This window comes from Sutterella faecalis (assembly GCF_006337085.1).
Classification (GTDB): Bacteria; Pseudomonadota; Gammaproteobacteria; order Burkholderiales; family Burkholderiaceae_F; genus Sutterella; species Sutterella faecalis.
In genome coordinates, this window is the sequence record NZ_CP040882.1 from 474,000 (window position 1) to 491,288 (window position 17,289).

Annotated in this window: 14 protein-coding genes and 2 pseudogenes; 4 read left to right on the forward strand and 12 right to left on the reverse strand. The window is 55.0% G+C overall.

What is annotated here, in order from left to right:
- Positions 1-83: 83 nt before the first annotated feature.
- The 11 genes and pseudogenes from FG381_RS01855 to FG381_RS01905 all read right to left on the reverse strand — a co-directional run bounded on the left by FG381_RS01855 (position 84) and on the right by FG381_RS01905 (position 10,764).
- Complete coding sequence (locus FG381_RS01855) at positions 84-821, reverse strand: amino acid ABC transporter ATP-binding protein (RefSeq protein WP_139687276.1); 738 nt, start codon at positions 819-821, stop codon at positions 84-86.
- A complete protein-coding gene (locus FG381_RS01860) occupies positions 811-1,590 on the reverse strand; it encodes an amino acid ABC transporter permease (RefSeq protein WP_139687277.1) in 780 nt (259 codons plus the stop codon). The genes FG381_RS01855 and FG381_RS01860 overlap by 11 nt, the downstream gene beginning before the upstream one ends.
- Entirely contained in the window at positions 1,590-2,456 is an 867-nt protein-coding gene (locus tag FG381_RS01865; RefSeq protein ID WP_139687278.1) for a transporter substrate-binding domain-containing protein, read from the reverse strand. The genes FG381_RS01860 and FG381_RS01865 overlap by 1 nt, the downstream gene beginning before the upstream one ends.
- Positions 2,457-2,568: 112 nt before the next feature.
- Entirely contained in the window at positions 2,569-3,570 is a 1,002-nt protein-coding gene (locus FG381_RS01870; protein WP_226960238.1) for a tyrosine-type recombinase/integrase, read from the reverse strand.
- Between the two features lie 303 nt (positions 3,571-3,873).
- Positions 3,874-4,635 carry a hypothetical protein gene (locus tag FG381_RS01875; protein ID WP_139687279.1) on the reverse strand — a complete coding sequence of 254 codons (762 nt, stop codon included), beginning with the start codon at positions 4,633-4,635 and terminating at the stop codon, positions 3,874-3,876.
- 323 nt (positions 4,636-4,958) lie between these two features.
- Positions 4,959-5,846: a cysteine synthase CysM gene (cysM, locus tag FG381_RS01880; protein ID WP_174857849.1), complete on the reverse strand. Its 888-nt coding sequence runs from the start codon at positions 5,844-5,846 to the stop codon at positions 4,959-4,961.
- A gap of 14 nt (positions 5,847-5,860) precedes the next feature.
- Complete coding sequence (gene cysA, locus FG381_RS01885; protein WP_139687281.1) at positions 5,861-6,946, reverse strand: sulfate ABC transporter ATP-binding protein; 1,086 nt, start codon at positions 6,944-6,946, stop codon at positions 5,861-5,863.
- A 42-nt stretch (positions 6,947-6,988) separates the two neighbouring features.
- Complete coding sequence (gene cysW, locus FG381_RS01890) at positions 6,989-7,807, reverse strand: sulfate/thiosulfate ABC transporter permease CysW (RefSeq protein WP_139687282.1); 819 nt, start codon at positions 7,805-7,807, stop codon at positions 6,989-6,991.
- Complete coding sequence (gene cysT, locus FG381_RS01895) at positions 7,804-8,640, reverse strand: sulfate/thiosulfate ABC transporter permease CysT (RefSeq protein WP_139687283.1); 837 nt, start codon at positions 8,638-8,640, stop codon at positions 7,804-7,806. Before cysT ends, cysW begins: the two co-directional genes overlap by 4 nt.
- Positions 8,641-8,645: 5 nt before the next feature.
- Positions 8,646-9,671: pseudogene (cysP, locus tag FG381_RS01900) on the reverse strand (thiosulfate ABC transporter substrate-binding protein CysP).
- A 202-nt stretch (positions 9,672-9,873) separates the two neighbouring features.
- A complete protein-coding gene (locus FG381_RS01905) occupies positions 9,874-10,764 on the reverse strand; it encodes a LysR family transcriptional regulator (protein WP_139687284.1) in 891 nt (296 codons plus the stop codon).
- 106 nt (positions 10,765-10,870) lie between these two features.
- Between FG381_RS01905 and FG381_RS01910 the strand changes: the two genes are divergently transcribed.
- The 3 genes from FG381_RS01910 to FG381_RS01920 all read left to right on the forward strand — a co-directional run bounded on the left by FG381_RS01910 (position 10,871) and on the right by FG381_RS01920 (position 14,041).
- On the forward strand, positions 10,871-11,833 hold the full coding sequence (locus tag FG381_RS01910) for an MBL fold metallo-hydrolase (protein WP_139687285.1): 963 nt from the start codon (positions 10,871-10,873) through the stop codon (positions 11,831-11,833).
- A gap of 360 nt (positions 11,834-12,193) precedes the next feature.
- On the forward strand, positions 12,194-13,501 hold the full coding sequence (locus FG381_RS01915; RefSeq protein ID WP_139687286.1) for an AAA family ATPase: 1,308 nt from the start codon (positions 12,194-12,196) through the stop codon (positions 13,499-13,501).
- Positions 13,502-13,648: 147 nt separating this feature from the next.
- The gene (locus FG381_RS01920; RefSeq protein WP_139687287.1) at positions 13,649-14,041 is read left to right on the forward strand and encodes an RloB domain-containing protein; all 393 of its coding nucleotides are present in this window, start codon (positions 13,649-13,651) and stop codon (positions 14,039-14,041) included.
- A 140-nt stretch (positions 14,042-14,181) separates the two neighbouring features.
- On the opposite strand, the gene FG381_RS01925 is transcribed toward FG381_RS01920, so the two are convergent.
- Positions 14,182-15,177: a LysR family transcriptional regulator gene (locus tag FG381_RS01925; RefSeq protein WP_139687288.1), complete on the reverse strand. Its 996-nt coding sequence runs from the start codon at positions 15,175-15,177 to the stop codon at positions 14,182-14,184.
- A 207-nt stretch (positions 15,178-15,384) separates the two neighbouring features.
- Between FG381_RS01925 and FG381_RS01930 the strand changes: the two are divergent.
- Positions 15,385-17,194 (forward strand): annotated as a pseudogene (locus FG381_RS01930) (aryl-sulfate sulfotransferase).
- The last annotated feature ends 95 nt before the right edge of the window (positions 17,195-17,289 follow it).

Sequence of the window (17,289 nt, forward strand, 5' to 3'; positions counted from 1 at the left end):
TGCAGGGTTCCCATTTTTTCCGATTCTCTTCGATGGACGTTCTGTCGGCCTCACACCGGCGAGTACTTCAGAGCCTTTTCCGCTCACGCATTCCACTCGAGAATCCGCCCGAGGAAGTGTCTGAGCTCCGGCGCCTGCGGGGACTGAAAGAGCTCTGCACTCGGCCGGCACTCCAGAATCTTCCCGGCATGAATGAATGCCGTCTTTTCACAGGCCTTCCGCGCAAACCCCATTTCGTGCGTGACGATCACGAATTCAATGCCCTCTTCCTGAAGTTCCGCCACGACGTCAAGCACCTCGGCCGTATATTCCGGATCGAGCGCGCTCGTGGGCTCGTCAAGGAGCAGGAGCCTGGGCTTCGGCGCCACGGCGCGTGCAATGGCTGCGCGCTGCTGCTGTCCGCCCGAAAGTTCCGCAGGCAATTTCAACGCATGATCCGCGAGACCAAACCGTTTCAGCAGCTCAAGCCCCCTCGCCTTCGCCGCCTCGCGCTCCCAGCCGTGCACTTCAACGAGCGGGAGCGTGATGTTCTCGAGCACCGTCATGTGCCTGAAGAGATTCCCCTGCTGAAACACAAAACCGAGTTGACGGCGGAATTGCAGAAGCTCAGCCTCCGTCTGTGGGATCGGAGTCCCTTCCAGACGAATGTCTCCGGAACTCGGGAGAATCAGCCCGCCCAGAATTCTCAGAAACGTGGACTTTCCACAGCCCGATGACCCGATCACGGCAAGAGACCGCGTTTCAGTCGAAAACGTGATGTCATTCAGAACGGGCGCCGCGGCATCGAACCGCTTCGTAAGGTGCTCAAGATCAAGCCGCATAGGAGAAGCGCTTTTCGAGAACCCTGCTCGCGTAGGCGACAGGAATCGTGAGAATGAGGTAAAGGATGCCGAGGAAGAGATAGCTTTCGACGAGCTTCAGATTGGTGGCGCTGATCTCCCTCATCGCCTGCGTGAGCTCCACCACGGAAATCATTGAGAGAAGCGACGAATCCTTGATGACGGAGGCAAACTGGCCGGCGAGCGCCGGAAGCGTCCTTGCCGTCATCTGCGGGATGATGACGAAGCGCATCGTCTGCGCCCGCGTGAAGCCCACGGCCCGGGCGGACTCGAGCTGCGCGGGATCGAGCGACAGGTAGCTCCCGCGCAGGATCTCGGAAATATAGGCGCCCTGAAAGACCGAAAGAATGATGACGCCAGCCCAGAAGCGATCATCGACGCCCCATGCCGTACCTACCAGATAAAAGAAAAGGTAGATCTGCATGATGAGGGGCGTGCCGCGGATGAAGATTACGTAGGCGGACGAAAAATACCGGATCGGCAGGAACCGCGACTGGCTCGCGGCAGCGGAGAGGGCTCCGAAGATGAGCGAGAGCACCATGCTCGCGAGGCTCACGCCGACGGTCAACAGAAAACCGTCCCAGATGCGGATGCGGAAATCCGGCAGGAACGAGAAGTCGAGCCGATAGTCGATTCGCGAGAGCGATACCCAGAAGAAGCCCACGATCAGAACCGCGGCGAGTATTGAGTTCGCCGCGGCCTTGAGCACTGAGGGCTTCTCGCCGGATGCAACGGTAAAAAGTCCCGGCATTACTTCTTTAACGGCGTGAAGTCAAAGAACCACTTGAAGCCGAGCTTGTCGAACGCCGCTTTTTCAGCCGAAAGGTGCTTTTCCGTCAGGCGGTCGAATTCGCCGTCCTTCTTGCTCTCTTCAATGAAGCTGTTGAGCGCGTTCAAGAGGTTCTTATCGCCCTTTCGCACCGCAACGCCCCAGGGCTCCACATCCTGGAAGGGAATGAAGACCGCGTTGGTGGTGTCAAGGTTCTTCTGCCAGTTGCGGTAGATCGTGAGCTGGTCGTAGAGGAAGCCGTCGGCCTTGCCCGTAGAGACCTCCATCACGCAGGCGCTCTCGTCAGGGAGCGCCGTGACGGTGGCATTCGTCAGATGCTTCTGGGCAAAGAGGTAGCCAGTGGAACCGATCTTGGCTGCGATCTTGCGGCCCTTTTGGTTCAAGTCCTCAATGCTCTTCACGTTGCTCTCTTTGTTCGTCAGGATGCCGAGAAGCGCATTGGCGTAGGGCGCGGAAAAGTCGACCGTTTTCGCGCGTTCCGCGGTGATCGTCATCGAGGACATCACCATGTCGACCTTCCCCGTCACGAGAGCGGGAATGAGGCCGTCAAAGGAAATGTTCTCAATGCGGATTTCCTTGCCGATCTTCTTGCCGAAATCCTTCATGAAGTCGACGGAGACGCCGGAGGGATTCCCGGCAGCGTCCTTCCCTTCAAAGGGAGGATAAGCAAGCTCCATGCCGACCACGAGGACGGACTTCTCCATCGTGTCCTGAGCGGCAGTCGTTTTCGGCGCATCCTGAGTCTTATCGCCGCAGCCCGCGAGCGCAAGGATCGAAAGCGAGAGCGCGGCGGCGACCGCCGTACGGCGGGAAATGAAAGTCATCATTGGTAAACCTGAAAAAGGAAGCGGCGAGAAGCAGAAGGTTTCTCGCCGAACAAATTTGAGCCAAAGCATAAACCAAATGAAGATGCTTCATAGGGATCGCGTCAAACAAGAATCAAAGGTCAAGCTGATTGGCCGCATCCTTCAAGGCATCGGCTGTCCGCCGATCGTATTTGGCGGTCGTGGTGACATTCGCGTGGCCCATAAGGTTCTTGACCGCAACGATGTCGACGTTCTTTGAGAGAAGTCTCGTCGCAAACGTTCGCCTTAAATCATGGGTCGTGATGTGCTCTATTCCTGACTCATCGAGCGCTTTAGCAACAATCCGGCCGATCGACGCGGGATCGAGGGGCGACTCGAGAATGAGTCTTCCGCCCTTCGTGTAGCGGCCGAAAAGCCACCCGGGCGCCGGGCCGCGCACGGCGAGCCAGGCATGGATCCGCGCGCTCACGGCCGGCGTCAGAAACACGGTGCGCTCCTTATTACCCTTGCCGAGGACGCGCAGGCTCCCTTCCGCCATATTGAGGTGCTCAAGCCTCAGGGTCGTCGCTTCCGCCCGGCGAAGACCGCACCCGAGAAGGAGCGCAATCACGGCCTGATCGCGCAGCGCACTCGGGCGCTCTTCTTCGTCGGCTGCGGCAAGGAGTTTTCCCGACTCTTCGAGAGAAAGCGCCCGCCCGCGCGGCTCGCGATGGACTCTCAGCTGCTTCACGGCCTTGATCTCCGAATAAGTCTTGAGATCAAGCTGCCGCAGGCGCCAGGCGGTTTCTGCGACGCCCTTCAATGCGGAAAGGTACGCGTTGACGGAGGTGGCGGAGAGCCCTCTTTTATCAGAAAACTCATGCACTAAGGCCACGGCATGCGCGTAGCGGAGCCGCCCCCAGGGGCAGCTCACGGCATCGGGGAACCCGAACCAGCGCGCAATCACATTGAGGCGCGAGCGCACGGCGCGCCGCGAAGCTTCGGAATGAAGCTCCGCGAGATAGGCCGCCGCCGCGTTCACTTCATGCGACGCCGCTTCCGGGGCATCGAGAAGCCCCATGCCCCCGGACGAATTTTGAGCGATCGCGGGAAGAGACTCCCCTGCTTTCGGTTTTGAAACGCAGTCAAATTGCATCTGCCGAGTTTTTCCTCTCTATTTTTCGATTCAAGCCGTTTTCCACCGCATCGGTCATCCGTTATACGTGATAACCCTCATACGCCGGTACCTCAGCATATTACGCACGATAACTGCAATTATATGGCGTAATTTCGAGCCCGTTATCCGTTTGATCGTTCGGCGTTGTCAGATTCATTACTGTAATTTTAGATTGTTTATATAATCACATTGTCCATTCATCATTCATAATCTATTCATTCAATGTCAACTAACATTATTCATTCAATTCAATATTCCACATCAATTCCATATAACAACCTATTATTCACTATCATTCTTTTTGGCATATTGAGATCGAGTGCCATATCTCGTTCTGTAAAAGTAATAGAATTGCCAGAATGACGGCATTTCAATGAATTCAGATTCATTATTAAGCTCACTATTGATTGAGTTGATCTTATCTGTCAGCAATGAATAGAATTCCTTTACTTTCAATTCTTTCGTATTGATGAACTCACCATGCCTTTCAAGCATCTCAATGCATGCTTCATTCATCAGTTCGAGAATTTGAGGCGTGAGCGCAGCGCCTTCCTTTTTCCCTTCGCCTGCTCTTCTGCCGCGCTTGCGCCCCGATGTGGCGCGCCCGGGGTTCCCTTTCAGCATAGGCATCAGTGCCTTAGGGTGCTGTCCGCGCCGCCAGTAGGTCGCGATCATGAGCTTCAGCTTTCTGGCCCACTTGATGTCGCCGTCAGCCGCGTCGTTGCACAACTCTTCTATCCCTCTCTCTGAATAGAGCTCTGGATTCGAAAGAAACGGCAAAATGATCTCATAGAGATCACGTCCCGTCTTTTCAACTGACTTCGTCCACTTTCGAACTGCCATATCCGCAAATGGATCAAGCTCAATCGTTGCAGTCCCATTCTCAATCATTTCATTCAGCTTTTCTGTTGCTGCTCGAACCAAATGGACTGACTGCCCTTTCATTTTAATAAGCAATGTCAGATTGCCGAATATCTTAATGACCCTATATTCAATTTCATTCCACTTTATGATTTCATTCTCATTAAACTTTATTTCATTCATCTTATTTAACTCCATTCATAATGACAAATGCAATTGACATTATTAATTTACAGTATGAACAAATTCAAATTGCAGTTTATCAGGAAGTGCGAAAAATCGCGATTAAAAACTTGGCAGACCCTTCGTGGCGGGCAAGTATAGCTGCCCAAAAATTAGGCAAAATTGAATTTTCGAGTGTTTACAGTCGATATCCATTTGTTGAATATGGATTTCGTTAAAATTTGATGGCTCCAGGCATAAAAAATCCCCGTCATGCGAATCCGCAGGACAGGGATTTGAGGACTTGAGGCTGCCGGGCTTGCCGGCAGCTGAGGAAAAGCGCGTCAGCCTCCGAAAACGCCGGTGGAGAGATATCGGTCTCCCCGGTCGCAGATGATCGTGACGACTACCGATCCCGGATTCTCTTCTGCAATCCGGATGGCGCCCGATACCGCGCCGCCAGAGGAAACGCCGCAGAAGATGCCCTCTTCCTTAGCGAGCGCGCGCATTATCCTTTCCGCAGCTTCCTGAGTCACATCGAACGTTTCATCGACGACCTTCGGATCAAAGATCCCGGGACGATAGGCTTGAGGCCACCGGCGGATGCCGGGAATGGAGCTCCCGGCCGCCGGCTGCATGCCGATGACGCGCAGGTCCGGAATGATGGTTTTGAGGTACCGTCCGGTACCGACGATCGTGCCAGTCGTTCCCATGGCGGAGACGAAGTGCGTTACGCGCCCGCAGGTCTGGGCGATGATTTCGGGACCCGTCGTGCGGAAATGCGCGAGGGCGTTGTCGGGATTGTTGAACTGGTCGAGGAGATACCCTTCCCCGCGCCGCTCCATTTCCATGGCGAGATCGCGGGCGCCTTCCATTCCCTTCTCCTTGCTCACAAGGATGAGCTCGGCCCCGTAAGCCTTGATGGCCGCCCGACGCTCGAGCGAGAGATTTTCCGGGAGGATGATCTTCATGCGGTAGCCTTTGAGGGCCGCAATCATCGCGAGTGCAATGCCCGTATTGCCGCTCGTTGCCTCAACGAGCACGTCCCCGGGCTTGATGTCGCCGCGCTTCTCAGCCTCCTCAATCATGGAGCGCGCAGCCCGGTCCTTGACGGAACCGGCGGGGTTCGAGCCCTCAAGCTTCGCCCAGACTTCGCTCCCGTTATCGGGAGCAAGGTGCTCGAGCTTCACGAGCGGCGTCATGCCGATGGTGTCGATTAGTTTTCCAGCCATGATGTGATTACCTGTTAGGAAAAAGCGTGATGATCAATTCGAATGGGAAGCCTTTCGTTTCCGCGGTAGAAGTACGCCCGGTCAAGGCTCATGTAATAGGTGTTTCCGCGCGTGGGGAGCGCATCCTCAAGAAGAATGGCGTTGATGGGTTCCGGATACCAGCCTTCGGGCCGTGCGAGAACCTGAACGGCGCCGCCCTTCGGACGTGATGACAGCACCTCGATCGGAAGCTGCCCGAGGCCGAAGGTGCGCTTCATCTGAGCGTCGATCGGCCGCAGCAGCACGTCGACGGGACCGGGCGCCGGCTTTTCGCCTGAGAGCGGAAGAATGAGTGATCCGAGATGAAGCTTTCCGTCCTCAATACGGCCCTGAAGCACATTCACGTCGCAGAGGAATTTGAGAACGAAGCGCGTTTTGGGCCGGGTCCAGATTTCCTCCGGCGCGTCCGCCTGCTCGATCCGACCGTCCTTCATCACCACGACGCGGTCTGCAATCTGCATGGCCTCTTCCTGATCGTGCGTGACGAAGACGCCCGTAAAGCGAAGCTTTTCATGAAGGCGCCGGATCCATTGCCTGAGGTCCTCGCGAACCTGAGCGTCGAGAGCGCCGAAAGGCTCGTCAAGCAGCAGAACGCGAGGTTCAGTGGCGAGCGCTCTCGCGAGCGCCACGCGCTGCTGCTGGCCGCCGGATAGCTGTGCGGGGTAGCGCCCGGCGAAGTCCGTCAACTGCACCATGGCGAGGAGATCCCGCACGCGCGCTTCAATATCGGCTTTAGGGAGCTTCTCAGCGCCCTTTCTCACCGTCAGCCCGAATGCAATGTTTTCTCCCGCCGTCATGTGCCGGAAGAGCGCGTAATTCTGAAAGACGAAGCCCACGCGCCGGTCGCGCGCAGACACGTCCGTCATGTCGGCGCCGTCAAAGAGAATCCGGCCGGAGGTTTCCGTTTCAAGACCCGCAATGATTCTGAGGAGCGTGGTCTTCCCGGAACCGGATGGTCCGAGAAGCGCCGCCATCTCGCCCGTTTCAATGGTGAGCGAAATGTCCTTCAGAACCGGCGCGCCGCCGAAGGTTTTCTGAATACTGTCGATCAGAATGCTCATGATGGAAGATTCTTCGTTCGTTGGTTTCCCGCTTTGGAGCACTCAGGCTCTGCGGCGGCCCTGAAGCTCCTTTTTGATAAGGAGCGTGAGGACCGCCAGAAGCGACAGAGCGGCCGCAGCCGTAAAGGCGCCGACGGTGTTGTAGTCCTGCTCGAGGAGTTCAATCTGAAGGGGCAGCGTCATCGTTTCGCCGCGGATGCTCCCTGAGACCACAGAAACGGCGCCGAATTCGCCGATTGCACGGGCATTGGTGAGGAGAACGCCGTAAAGAAGCGCCCAGGAAATATTGGGAAGCGTCACATAGCGGAACATCTGCCAGCCAGAAGCGCCGAGGAGAATCGCGGCCTCCTCCTCCGCTGCACCGCGGCTCTGCATAACGGGAATCAATTCCCTGGCTACGAAGGGACACGTGACGAAGATCGTGACGAGAACCATGCCCGGCCAGGCAAAGAGAATCTGGATTTGAGAGGCTTCGAGCCAGGGGGCGAGCGGACCGTTGGCGCCGTACCAGAGAAGATAGGCGAGACCCGCAACCACGGGCGACACCGCAAAGGGAATGTCGGTCGCGGCAAGGAGCCATTGCTTCCCCGGGAAATCAAACCGCGCGCAGCACCAGGCGAGCATGATCCCGAAAACGAGATTGACAGGGACGGTGATGAGCGCGATGCCGGCCGTGAGTCCGATCGCGTGCAGCATTTCAGGGTTGCCGAGGTTCTCAAGCACCGGCATCAACCCTTTCTGAAAAGCCTGAGCGAAGATGTAGACAAGCGGAATCACGAGGAACAGAACCGCGATCAGTACCGCGAGGCCGATGAGAATGCGCCGGGAATAATTCGGCGCGCGTTTGGATGGTGCGGTCATGCCGAAGCCCCCAGGCGTCTTGCAAGACGCTTTTGCAGGAAATTGGCGAAAAGGAAGAGCGCAAGCGAGAGTGCGAGAACAACCGACGCAATCGCGCTCGCCGCTGCATAGTCGAATTCCTGAAGCCGCATGAAGACCATGAGCGAAAGGACTTCCGTCTCGTAGGCGATGTTGCCGGCAATGAAGATGACTGCGCCGAATTCGCCGAGCGACCGGCAGAAGGCAAGCGTCGTGCCGGCGGCCACCGAGGGGAGAATTTCAGGAAGAATCACGCGGCGAAAGATCTGTCCTTTCGTCGCGCCCAGCGTTTCCGCGGCCTCTTCCGTTGATTTTCCGAGATCCTCGAGCACGGGCTCCACCGTGCGGAAGACAAAGGGAATCGAGGTGAAGGCCATGGCGACGACAATTCCGAGCCAGGTGTAGCTCACCTTGATGCCGAAGAGCGAAAGCCAGGCGCCGTACCACCCGTCCTCCGCAAAGAGTGCGGAAAGCGTGAGGCCTGCAACCGCAGTGGGAAGCGCAAAAGGAAGGTCGATCAGCGCATCGAGAATCCCGCGTCCGGGGAAGCGGTAGCGCGCGAGCACCCAGGCAAGCAGAACGCCCGCAGCGCAATTGAAGACGGAAGCCCAGAAGGCGGAGAGGAGCGTCACCCGCAGAGCGGCGAGCGTCTGCGGATTCGTGATGATCTCCCAATAGCCCGCCCAGGTCAGGTGCGAAAGCTCCCTCACGAGCGCGCTCATCGGCAAAAGGAGAATAAGCGAAACAAAAGTAACGCTCACCCCCAGCGAAAGCCCGAAGCCGGGAAGCACCCGGCGCTTCTTCCTCTCCGCCATGATGGTTACTTCCTGCCGAGGGCCACAAGGCGATCGAACTCACCGCCCGTCGCAAAATGCGTCTTCATGACGGCTGCCCAGGAGCCGAAGCGTTCCTCAACAGTGAAGAGCTTTGTTGCCGGGAAGCGGTCCTTCAGAGCCTCCATCGTCTTCGGGTCGTTCACGCGGTAGTAGTAGCCCGTGATGATTTTCTGCGCTTCGGGACTGTAGAGGTATTTGAGATAGGCTTCCGCCGCATCCTGAGTACCCTTCTGCTTCACGACTTTGTCGACCCAGGCCACGGGGAATTCCGCGAGGATGTCGGTCTTCGGGACCACGACCTCATAACCCTTGTCCGCATACTTGCTGCGAATATTGTTGATTTCGGACTCAAACGAAATCAGCACGTCGCCGATGCCGCGGTCGACGAACGTGGTGGTCGCCCCGCGTCCGCCCGTATCGAAGACGGCGACATTCGCGAGAAACTTCTTCATCAGCTCCTCGGTTCCCTCCTTCGATCCTTTTGATTAATCCGCGGCAGCCGCCCAGGCGCCCAGATATGTATAGCGGGCGTTGCCGGAAGTCTTCGGATTCGGGAAGACAAGCTTCACTCCATCCTTATTGAGGTCGGACCAGTCGGCGATGTGCTTCGGATTCCCCTTTCTCACGAGGAAAGCCATCGTCGAATAGAAGGGTGAGGAATTGTTCGGGAGCCTTGCCTGCCAGTCGGCCGGAATGAGCTTTCCCTTGTCGTGGAGCACCTGAATGTCGGTCACCTGGTTGAAGGTGACGACGTCGGCCTTGAGACCCTGAAGAATGGCGAGCGCCTGCTTGGAGCTTCCGGCATGAGACTGACGGATGGTGAGCTTGTCGTCCGGGTGAGCCTTGTCCCAGGCGCTGATGAAGGGAGGGTTGAGGTCCTGAAAAAGTTCACGGGCCACATCGTATGATGCGTTGAGGAGCTCGGCCGCATTCGCGCCCGGCAGGATGCCTGCTCCGATAATGGCGGCCGCGAGCGCTGCGGCGCTCTTCGACCAGATATGCTTTGTCATGATTGTTTCGCTTGAAGTGGTTGGTGTTGGTCAGTCCTCCCCGTAATCGTCGTTCAGGATGAGAATCGATTTACGGGGTAACCCCTATATGGTTAACACCTATACTAGCGAACTCGGGATGCATTTACCTCAGTACTTTGAGGTAATACCGCAGAATTCCGGAACAATCTGTTTCCGCAATACGCATTGCGAGCCGCAATCTTCAGCGCTGAGCCGCAGCGCTCCTCGCCTTGATCTGCGCTTCCGCTTCCTGAGCAAGGAGTAGCGCCCCGCGGTGCATGAATTTCATGGCCGGAAAAAGCGCATAAATATCCCGCGTCGGGAGCGACCATTGAGGAAGGAGCTGCACAAGCGTCCGTTTTCCTTCTTCATCCTCTCCGGCGATATCCGGAAGGCACCCAATGCCGCATCCTCGCAGCACGGCATCCCGAATGAGCCCCGCCGCCGAATAGCGCAGCGTCGAATTGACCTCAACCCGACGCGTTTCCGATCCGCGGGCAAAAATCCAGTGGTTTTCGCCGAGAAGCCCGATAAGCCTGTGCGCCCTGAGTTCCACCGGTTCTGACGGGGCCGGATGATCTCGCAGATAGTCCCTCGAGGCGAACAAGCAGCTTTTGCAGGCGCCCAGCCGTCTCGCCTCCGCGCCCGGCCTCGGTTCCAGGGCGACTTCGAATGCAATGTCGATGCCCGATTCCACAAGCGGAAGAACGCGATCCGATGCGAGAAGCTCGATCGACAACCCGGGATGCTTCATCCCGAATTCCTCGAGGATGCCGCAGAGAAAGAACTCCGCAAAACTTATGGTCGACGCCACCCGGAGCCGCCCCGCAAGGCCGCTCCTCCCGGGCGAAGCGAAAACCGCGTCCGTGCGCCTGAGGATCTCCCGGGCCTCCTCAAGAACGCGTTCGCCATCGGAAGTAAGCGACACGGAGCGCGTCGTGCGGTTGAAGAGCCTCAGCTGCATTGTCTCCTCGAGCTCCGCGACCGTGCGGGTGGCGGAAGCTCTGGAAATGCCGAGGCTCTCCGCCGCTCTCGCGAAACTTTTGAGATCTGCCACGCGAACGAAGGCTTCAAGCGACTTGATTCTGTCCATATTGTTTCGTAATTCAAAATAGTATGTTTAAATCAAGTCTATTTATTAACATTCAAAGCATCAATAGGATATCGGGATATCGCAACTTTCTTTCCCAAATTTCGATATGCCGACTCCCTTTATTACCCGCCGCTCCCTTCTTGCGCTTGCAGCCGCCATCCCGATGACTTCCCTATTTCCTGTCGAGGCCTTCGGGACCCCGGAAACACCGTCCAGCCTCCGGCTCTCTTCAGAAGAAGTTTCAAAACTCTTCGTCCGCTTTGCCGAAGAGCGCCGCATGCCTCCCGAACTCGGACGATGGCTCAGCGATCAGTCAATTCAGAAAATTGCTCCCTACCAGGTCTTCGACAACGTCTGGTGCGTCGGGATCTGCTGGGTTTCCGCCTACGCCATCCGCACGAAGGAAGGCGTCATATTGATTGATACGCTTCATGAGCCTTTTGTCGGGAAGCTCCTCTCGAACCTAAAGGAAGGCGGAATCGATCTCTCTGAAATCAAGTACGTCCTCATGACGCATGGTCACTTCGATCACGTCGGAGGTGCCTGGAGACTCAGGCAGCTCCTTCCGCATGCGCGCTTCGGCATGAGTGCCCGGGGCTGGGCGGAAGCCGAAGGACACGAAAAGGAAAGAAACGGCTTCAGAATGCCGCCCGCGGATCTCATTCTGAAGGACGGCGACAAAATTACGCTCGGCGAAACGACCGTAACCGTACTGGAAACGCCGGGACACACCTGGGGTACCTGCTCCTACCTTTACGACGTCCGGGACGGAGACGAAGTCCACCGCGCCGTTACGATCGGAGGCCAGGGCCTCAACGCGATGGATGACGCTAAGCAGCTCGAGGCCTATATCGACAGCATGAAGAAACTGGGCGATCCCAAACTCGGGATCGATGTCGATCTCACCGCGCATCCCTTCTCCACTGGTCAGACGGAGAAGATTCCGGCCATTACCGCGCATCAGCATGGCGAGCCCCACCCGCTGGTCGACCGCAAGGCTTATCTGGGACGCCTCGAGAGACTCATTGCCGGCGCTGAACGGTATCGCCGCCAGGGCGCCAAAGCCTGACGTCATCGGGTTCGAGCGGCTTCAGGCTCCCAGGAAGCGAGAAATAAAGGTGTTTCTTACTTGATCGAGCGCCTTAACTGTGAGGGGCGCTCTTCCGCTATCACCTTCGCTGAAAGCCACGGCAATATCAGAACTGCATCCGTCGGGGGTTTGAGCCGTACGGCTACGAGCCTGTATCTGTATTACTTTCAGGAAATTCCGACTGCCCATTGAGAAGAATCGTTGGTGGTTCAGGCGCCATAGAAGATCAGATTCATAGCTCTTTACCTTATCTACTTCTGGAGAGAAAAATTCTCCTTAGAAGCAAATCTTCGGTCTATACTTTTGGTAGTTCAGCAACCTTAAGTCTAGGACTACTTCATGCTCATCAAGTTTTCTGTTGAGAACTGGCGCTGCTTCAAAGATAAAGCCACAATCAATTTGACTGCGACAAATGAACGGCAACACAAAGAACGGTTGCCAGCTGTAGGCAAATATCGGATGAAGCTTTTACCGATATCTGCGATTTATGGTGCTAATGCATCTGGTAAAACGAAATTTGTTGAAGCCCTCGCATTTTTAAAATTTTTACTATTAGATGGAACCACCAATAAAGCGCAAAAAATAAATATTCAGCGTTTTAAGTTGGATGCATCTTGTTTGAAAAAACCGACAATTTTTTCCATTACCACTCTAATTGACGGCTTTATTTACTATTATGAAATAAGTCTTCTTCCAGAAAAGATCTTATCGGAAAAGTTAATTGTTGAAAATACCAGCATGGCATATGACGTCTTCACAAGAGAATCAGGCCAACCAATAAAATTTGATACCGATTATTTCAGTAAAGAAGATATTGACTTCATGCGCTTTGTTGAGAAAGCAACAAGAGATAATGAACCATTCTTGACCAACGCGAATAAACTCAACGCAGCTAAATTATCACCATTATATGATTGGTTTGCGAACAAACTTACAATCATTTTTCCTCAAAGCATGTTCACTCAACGAGTCAGATATGCCGATCCAGGTGATATTTTGAGTAAAAATGCCGTAACCTTAATGACAGAATTACATACAGGCATTGACCATTTCGAAACAGTCGTCGTACCTAAAGATAACATCCCGCTCCCAAAAGAAATAATAGATTCTCTCATAGAGCAATGGCAAAAAACAGGGGAACCTGTTCGATGGGGAGATTGCATGATTCGACGGAATCAATCATCTGACGAACCAGTATTTGAGCAATTAATCCCCGTACATAAAAATGAATTAGGAGAAAACGTTCAGTTCAAATTATCAGATGAATCTGATGGAACATTACGTCTTCTTGATTTGATCCCTGCCCTTTCTGCACTCAAGTTCTCTAGCGAACAGGTTGTCGTCGTGGATGAGCTTGACCGTAGCTTGCATACAAATATGCTTGAATGGCTTATCAAATATTATTTAAATTCCTGCACCCCCAAGACAACAAATCAGCTAATCATGACCACACATGATGTAAATATTCTAACTCAGAATATTTTCCGTAGAGATGAGCTCTGGGGAATTGACAAACACAATTATGGATCATCATCAATATATTCATTTAGAGATTTTAAAGACATCCGCAGCGACAAGGATATTAGAAAAATTTATTTGAGTGGATTAATGGGTGCAGTGCCTTATCTTGAAGAGGAGTCTTGGTAATGGGGCGAAAAGTCAAGGCAATCAAAAACGACCTTCGCAGAACTCCTGCCTCATTAAATTACATAAGACAAATTTATGTTTTTACCGAAGGAAGCGTCACGGAAGCAGAATACCTTGGCATTGCCAAAAAACTAATAAACGAACAGCATGACTGTCACTACAAATTTGCCCTACACATCAACACAAATAAAGGAAAATCCTCCCCTAAAAATCTCTCAAATTGAATCACTTCGCGCAGGGGTTGGTATTAAAAACAAACCCAGAACATATCAAGCTCTAATCAGCATACCAAAATTCGAAGTATGGCTAATATTGCATTTTGAGAACGCAAAGGGAATTTCAACAGCATCCGAAGTAGATAGCAGACTAAAGAAATACATTCCGGACTACAAAAAGCACTTACCGGAAAACATGTTCAATTTAGCTAAAATAAATAACGCGATCAGCAACTCAAAATTATTAATCAGGAATAACTCAGCAGCACAAACCCACGTTTATAAATTAATTGAGCACCTGATCGATTTATCACAAAAGCAATAATCCCCAAACCCGGCGAATGAAAATTTATTTATTTTCAACATTTTCATTTCGCCGGAAAAGTCACAGTCATAATGAGGCTGATTTACTGCCTGACAGACTCAGACCTTCATTTAGTTCTTACCTTGCCGTGCGAAAAAAGCTCATGACCAGTGTAGAGCGCTATCGTCGCCAAGGCGCCCCAGCCTGACTTCATCAGGCTCAAGCGGCCTCAGACTCCCGCGAAGCGCCGAAATAAAGAGGCTCCGCACCCATTCAAGACCCGTATCAAGCGTCGTATGGGCGTGCCAGATGAGCGAAGGCTCAAGCCACGGCACGCTCTCCGCACGTGCAAGCACCGTGAGCGGCCGCTCCTCGGAGAGCGCCTTTGCCGTACGCCAGGGCAGGATCAAAACGGCGTCAGTACGGTGCATGAGCCTCACGGCACCGAGCCAGTACTCCGTCCAGAGCATCGTCCGCCCGGCTTTGAGCGGAATCTCGGCCGGCCCCGGAACGCCTTCAATCGGATCGTCCGTATCGGGATGCACGCAGATTTGAATCCGACGGCAGGCCTCAAGGTCCTGCATGGAAAGCGTGCCGTTCTGAACTTTTCCTTCAAGCGGATGCCCTGCCCTGACTGCATAAACGTAAGGCGTCCTCAGGAGCGGGACGCTCACAAAGTCTGCAGGCAGATTAACGGCCGGAAAGATCGCAAGATCCGCTTCTCCGGCCCGGAGCTTCAAAAGCGTATGTTCGTCATGAGGAAGAATGGCAATTCCGGCTTTCGGCGCCTTCTTCATGAAGAGCTCAAGGACGGGCTCGATCATGATCGGAATCGCGTTGTCGAGCGCAGAGATGCGGATCACCCGGTTCATCGCTGCGGGATCAAAGGTCTCTGCTGCGAAAAGCTTCGCCATTTCCTCGAGCACGCGCCTCGCCTGTGCCGTTACCTCATGCGCACGCGCCGTGGGCGCGAGGCCGTGCCCGAAGCGCGTATAGAGCGGGTCTTCAAAAACAATTCGCGCTTCCGCCAGAAGCCTGCTCGCCTTCGGGAGACTGATCGAAAGCCGCGTGGCGGTTCGGCCGAGGTGCCGCTGCTCATAGAGCGTTGTCAGAAAAACAAGAAGTTCGCGCGAAAGCTGGTTGTCGGTACCTGACATATTTTTCAGAATCTGAAAGATTATTTTGCGCTTCGAGGATTCAAAAACTCAGAAAAGTCACCATGGATAGCCTGATGCCCCCGGGCATATAGTTCTGAGCACGCGATCGGAAGCGCGAATTGCCGCATGAATCCTAGCGGTACGAGGCAATCTTTGCATCACGCTTCCGGTGCCGGACCATTTCATTATTCGAAAAAGGAAGCATCCATGTCCCGTCTTCTCAAAGCATCGCTCGCTGCCGCTGCGCTCATCCCTGCCGCCGTCATGGCCATGGGCGGCGCCTCGGGCCCGAAAACCACCTATGAAGTTCAGGGCCACCTCGGCGAAATCGTCGTCAACCCCTACGAAGTTGCTCCGCTCACGGCCATCATCAGGAACGGCGGCTACCAGATTCTCGACGCCCGCGTGACGGTGCTTCCGAAGCCCGAAGGCGAGGAAATTTCCTACAACGTCTCGCGCCGCATGCTCCTTACCCACGGCGGCATTCCGGTTTTCGGCCTCTACCCCGACTACCTCAATTCGGTCAAGGGTCGAATACACGCGCCTCTTCAACGGCAAGACGGAAAAATTCTCCGACATCTACAAGATTTACGGCTCCCCCATCTACGTTGAAGCCTCGGGGCTCGTAAATGAACGCTCCACCATGCCGAAGGTCCGTCCGGTGAAGGTCGATCCCAAATTCAAGGACCGCCTCTACCTCCTCAACAACGCTCAGGACCTCGCGGGCAAGGCTTCCCATGCCGTCTGGAACAATCCCATGGGCGGCGCGCTCGAATGGAACTTCAACCCGCAGATCGGCATCGTCGACACGAAGGGCGACTATCGCTGGTACCTCTTCACGAACCCGATCTATTCGCTCGACTCGCTCTACTACGGCGGCGACATGATGGGCTTCCGTCAGAATAAGGACGGCGCCTTCACCTGGGGCTACGGCCAGCGCTACGTGAAGTACGACCTCATGGGCCGCGAGATCTGGAACCGTCGTCTTCCCATTTCCTACAACGACTTCTCGCACTCGCTCGATCCCGCCCAGAACGGTCACTTCTTCCTGCGCGTGGCTTCGTCGAACGTCAAGCTCGCCAACGGCCAGAACGTCCGCACGGTCCGCGACGTGATCGCCGAAGTGGATCATGACGGCTACGTCGTCGACGAATTCCGTCTCTTCGACATCCTCGACCCCTATCGCTCGGACGTCATCAAGGCGCTCGACCAGGGTGCGGTGTGCCTCAACATCGATGCTTCCAAGGCCGGGAAGACCCTCTCCGAAGAAGACATCAAGAAGCTGAATGAATCCGACCACTACGGCGACATCGCGGGCACCGGCATCGGCCGCAACTGGGCGCACGTGAATTCCGTCGACTACGACCCGACCGATGATTCGATCATCATCTCGTCGCGCCACCAGTCCGCCATCATCAAGATCGGCCGCGACAAGAAGGTGAAGTGGATTCTCGGCGCGCCGCGCGGCTGGAAGGGAGAATTTGCAGGCAAGGTTCTGAAGCCTGTCGACCATCAGGGCAAGCCCATCTCCTGCACGGACGCGACCTGCGAAGGAGGATTTGACTGGACGTGGACCCAGCACACCGCCTTCCGCATTGATGCGAAGAGCAAGCCGGGCGTCGTTTATCTGACGGCCTTCGACAACGGCGACGCCCGCGGCATGGAGCAGCCGGCGCTTCCGGAAATGAAGTATTCCCGCGCCGTCGTCTACAAGGTCGATGAGAAGGCAGGCACCGTTCAGCAGGTCTGGACCTTCGGCGAGGAACGCGGCCACGACTGGTTCAGCCCGGTGACGTCGCTGACCGAATACCACGCCGACAAGAACTCGATCTTCGTCTACTCCGCCACTGCGGGCGCATCCTTCGACCTCAAGACCGGCGCCTTTACGTCGGCACCGAACCCCTACATGATGGAGTTCAACTGGGGCGAAAAGGAACCTGCGGTCGAAATGCGCGTCGAATCGACGACCGGCTACCAGGCAATGCCGATCGATCTGAAGACTGCTTTCGAAAAATAACTCCTGATCGATTGAGTTGAATTCAGAAGCGATTGAGATCCCCGTCTGAGCGAACGCGCTCAGGCGGGGATCTTTTTTATTCCAAAGATCAGCAG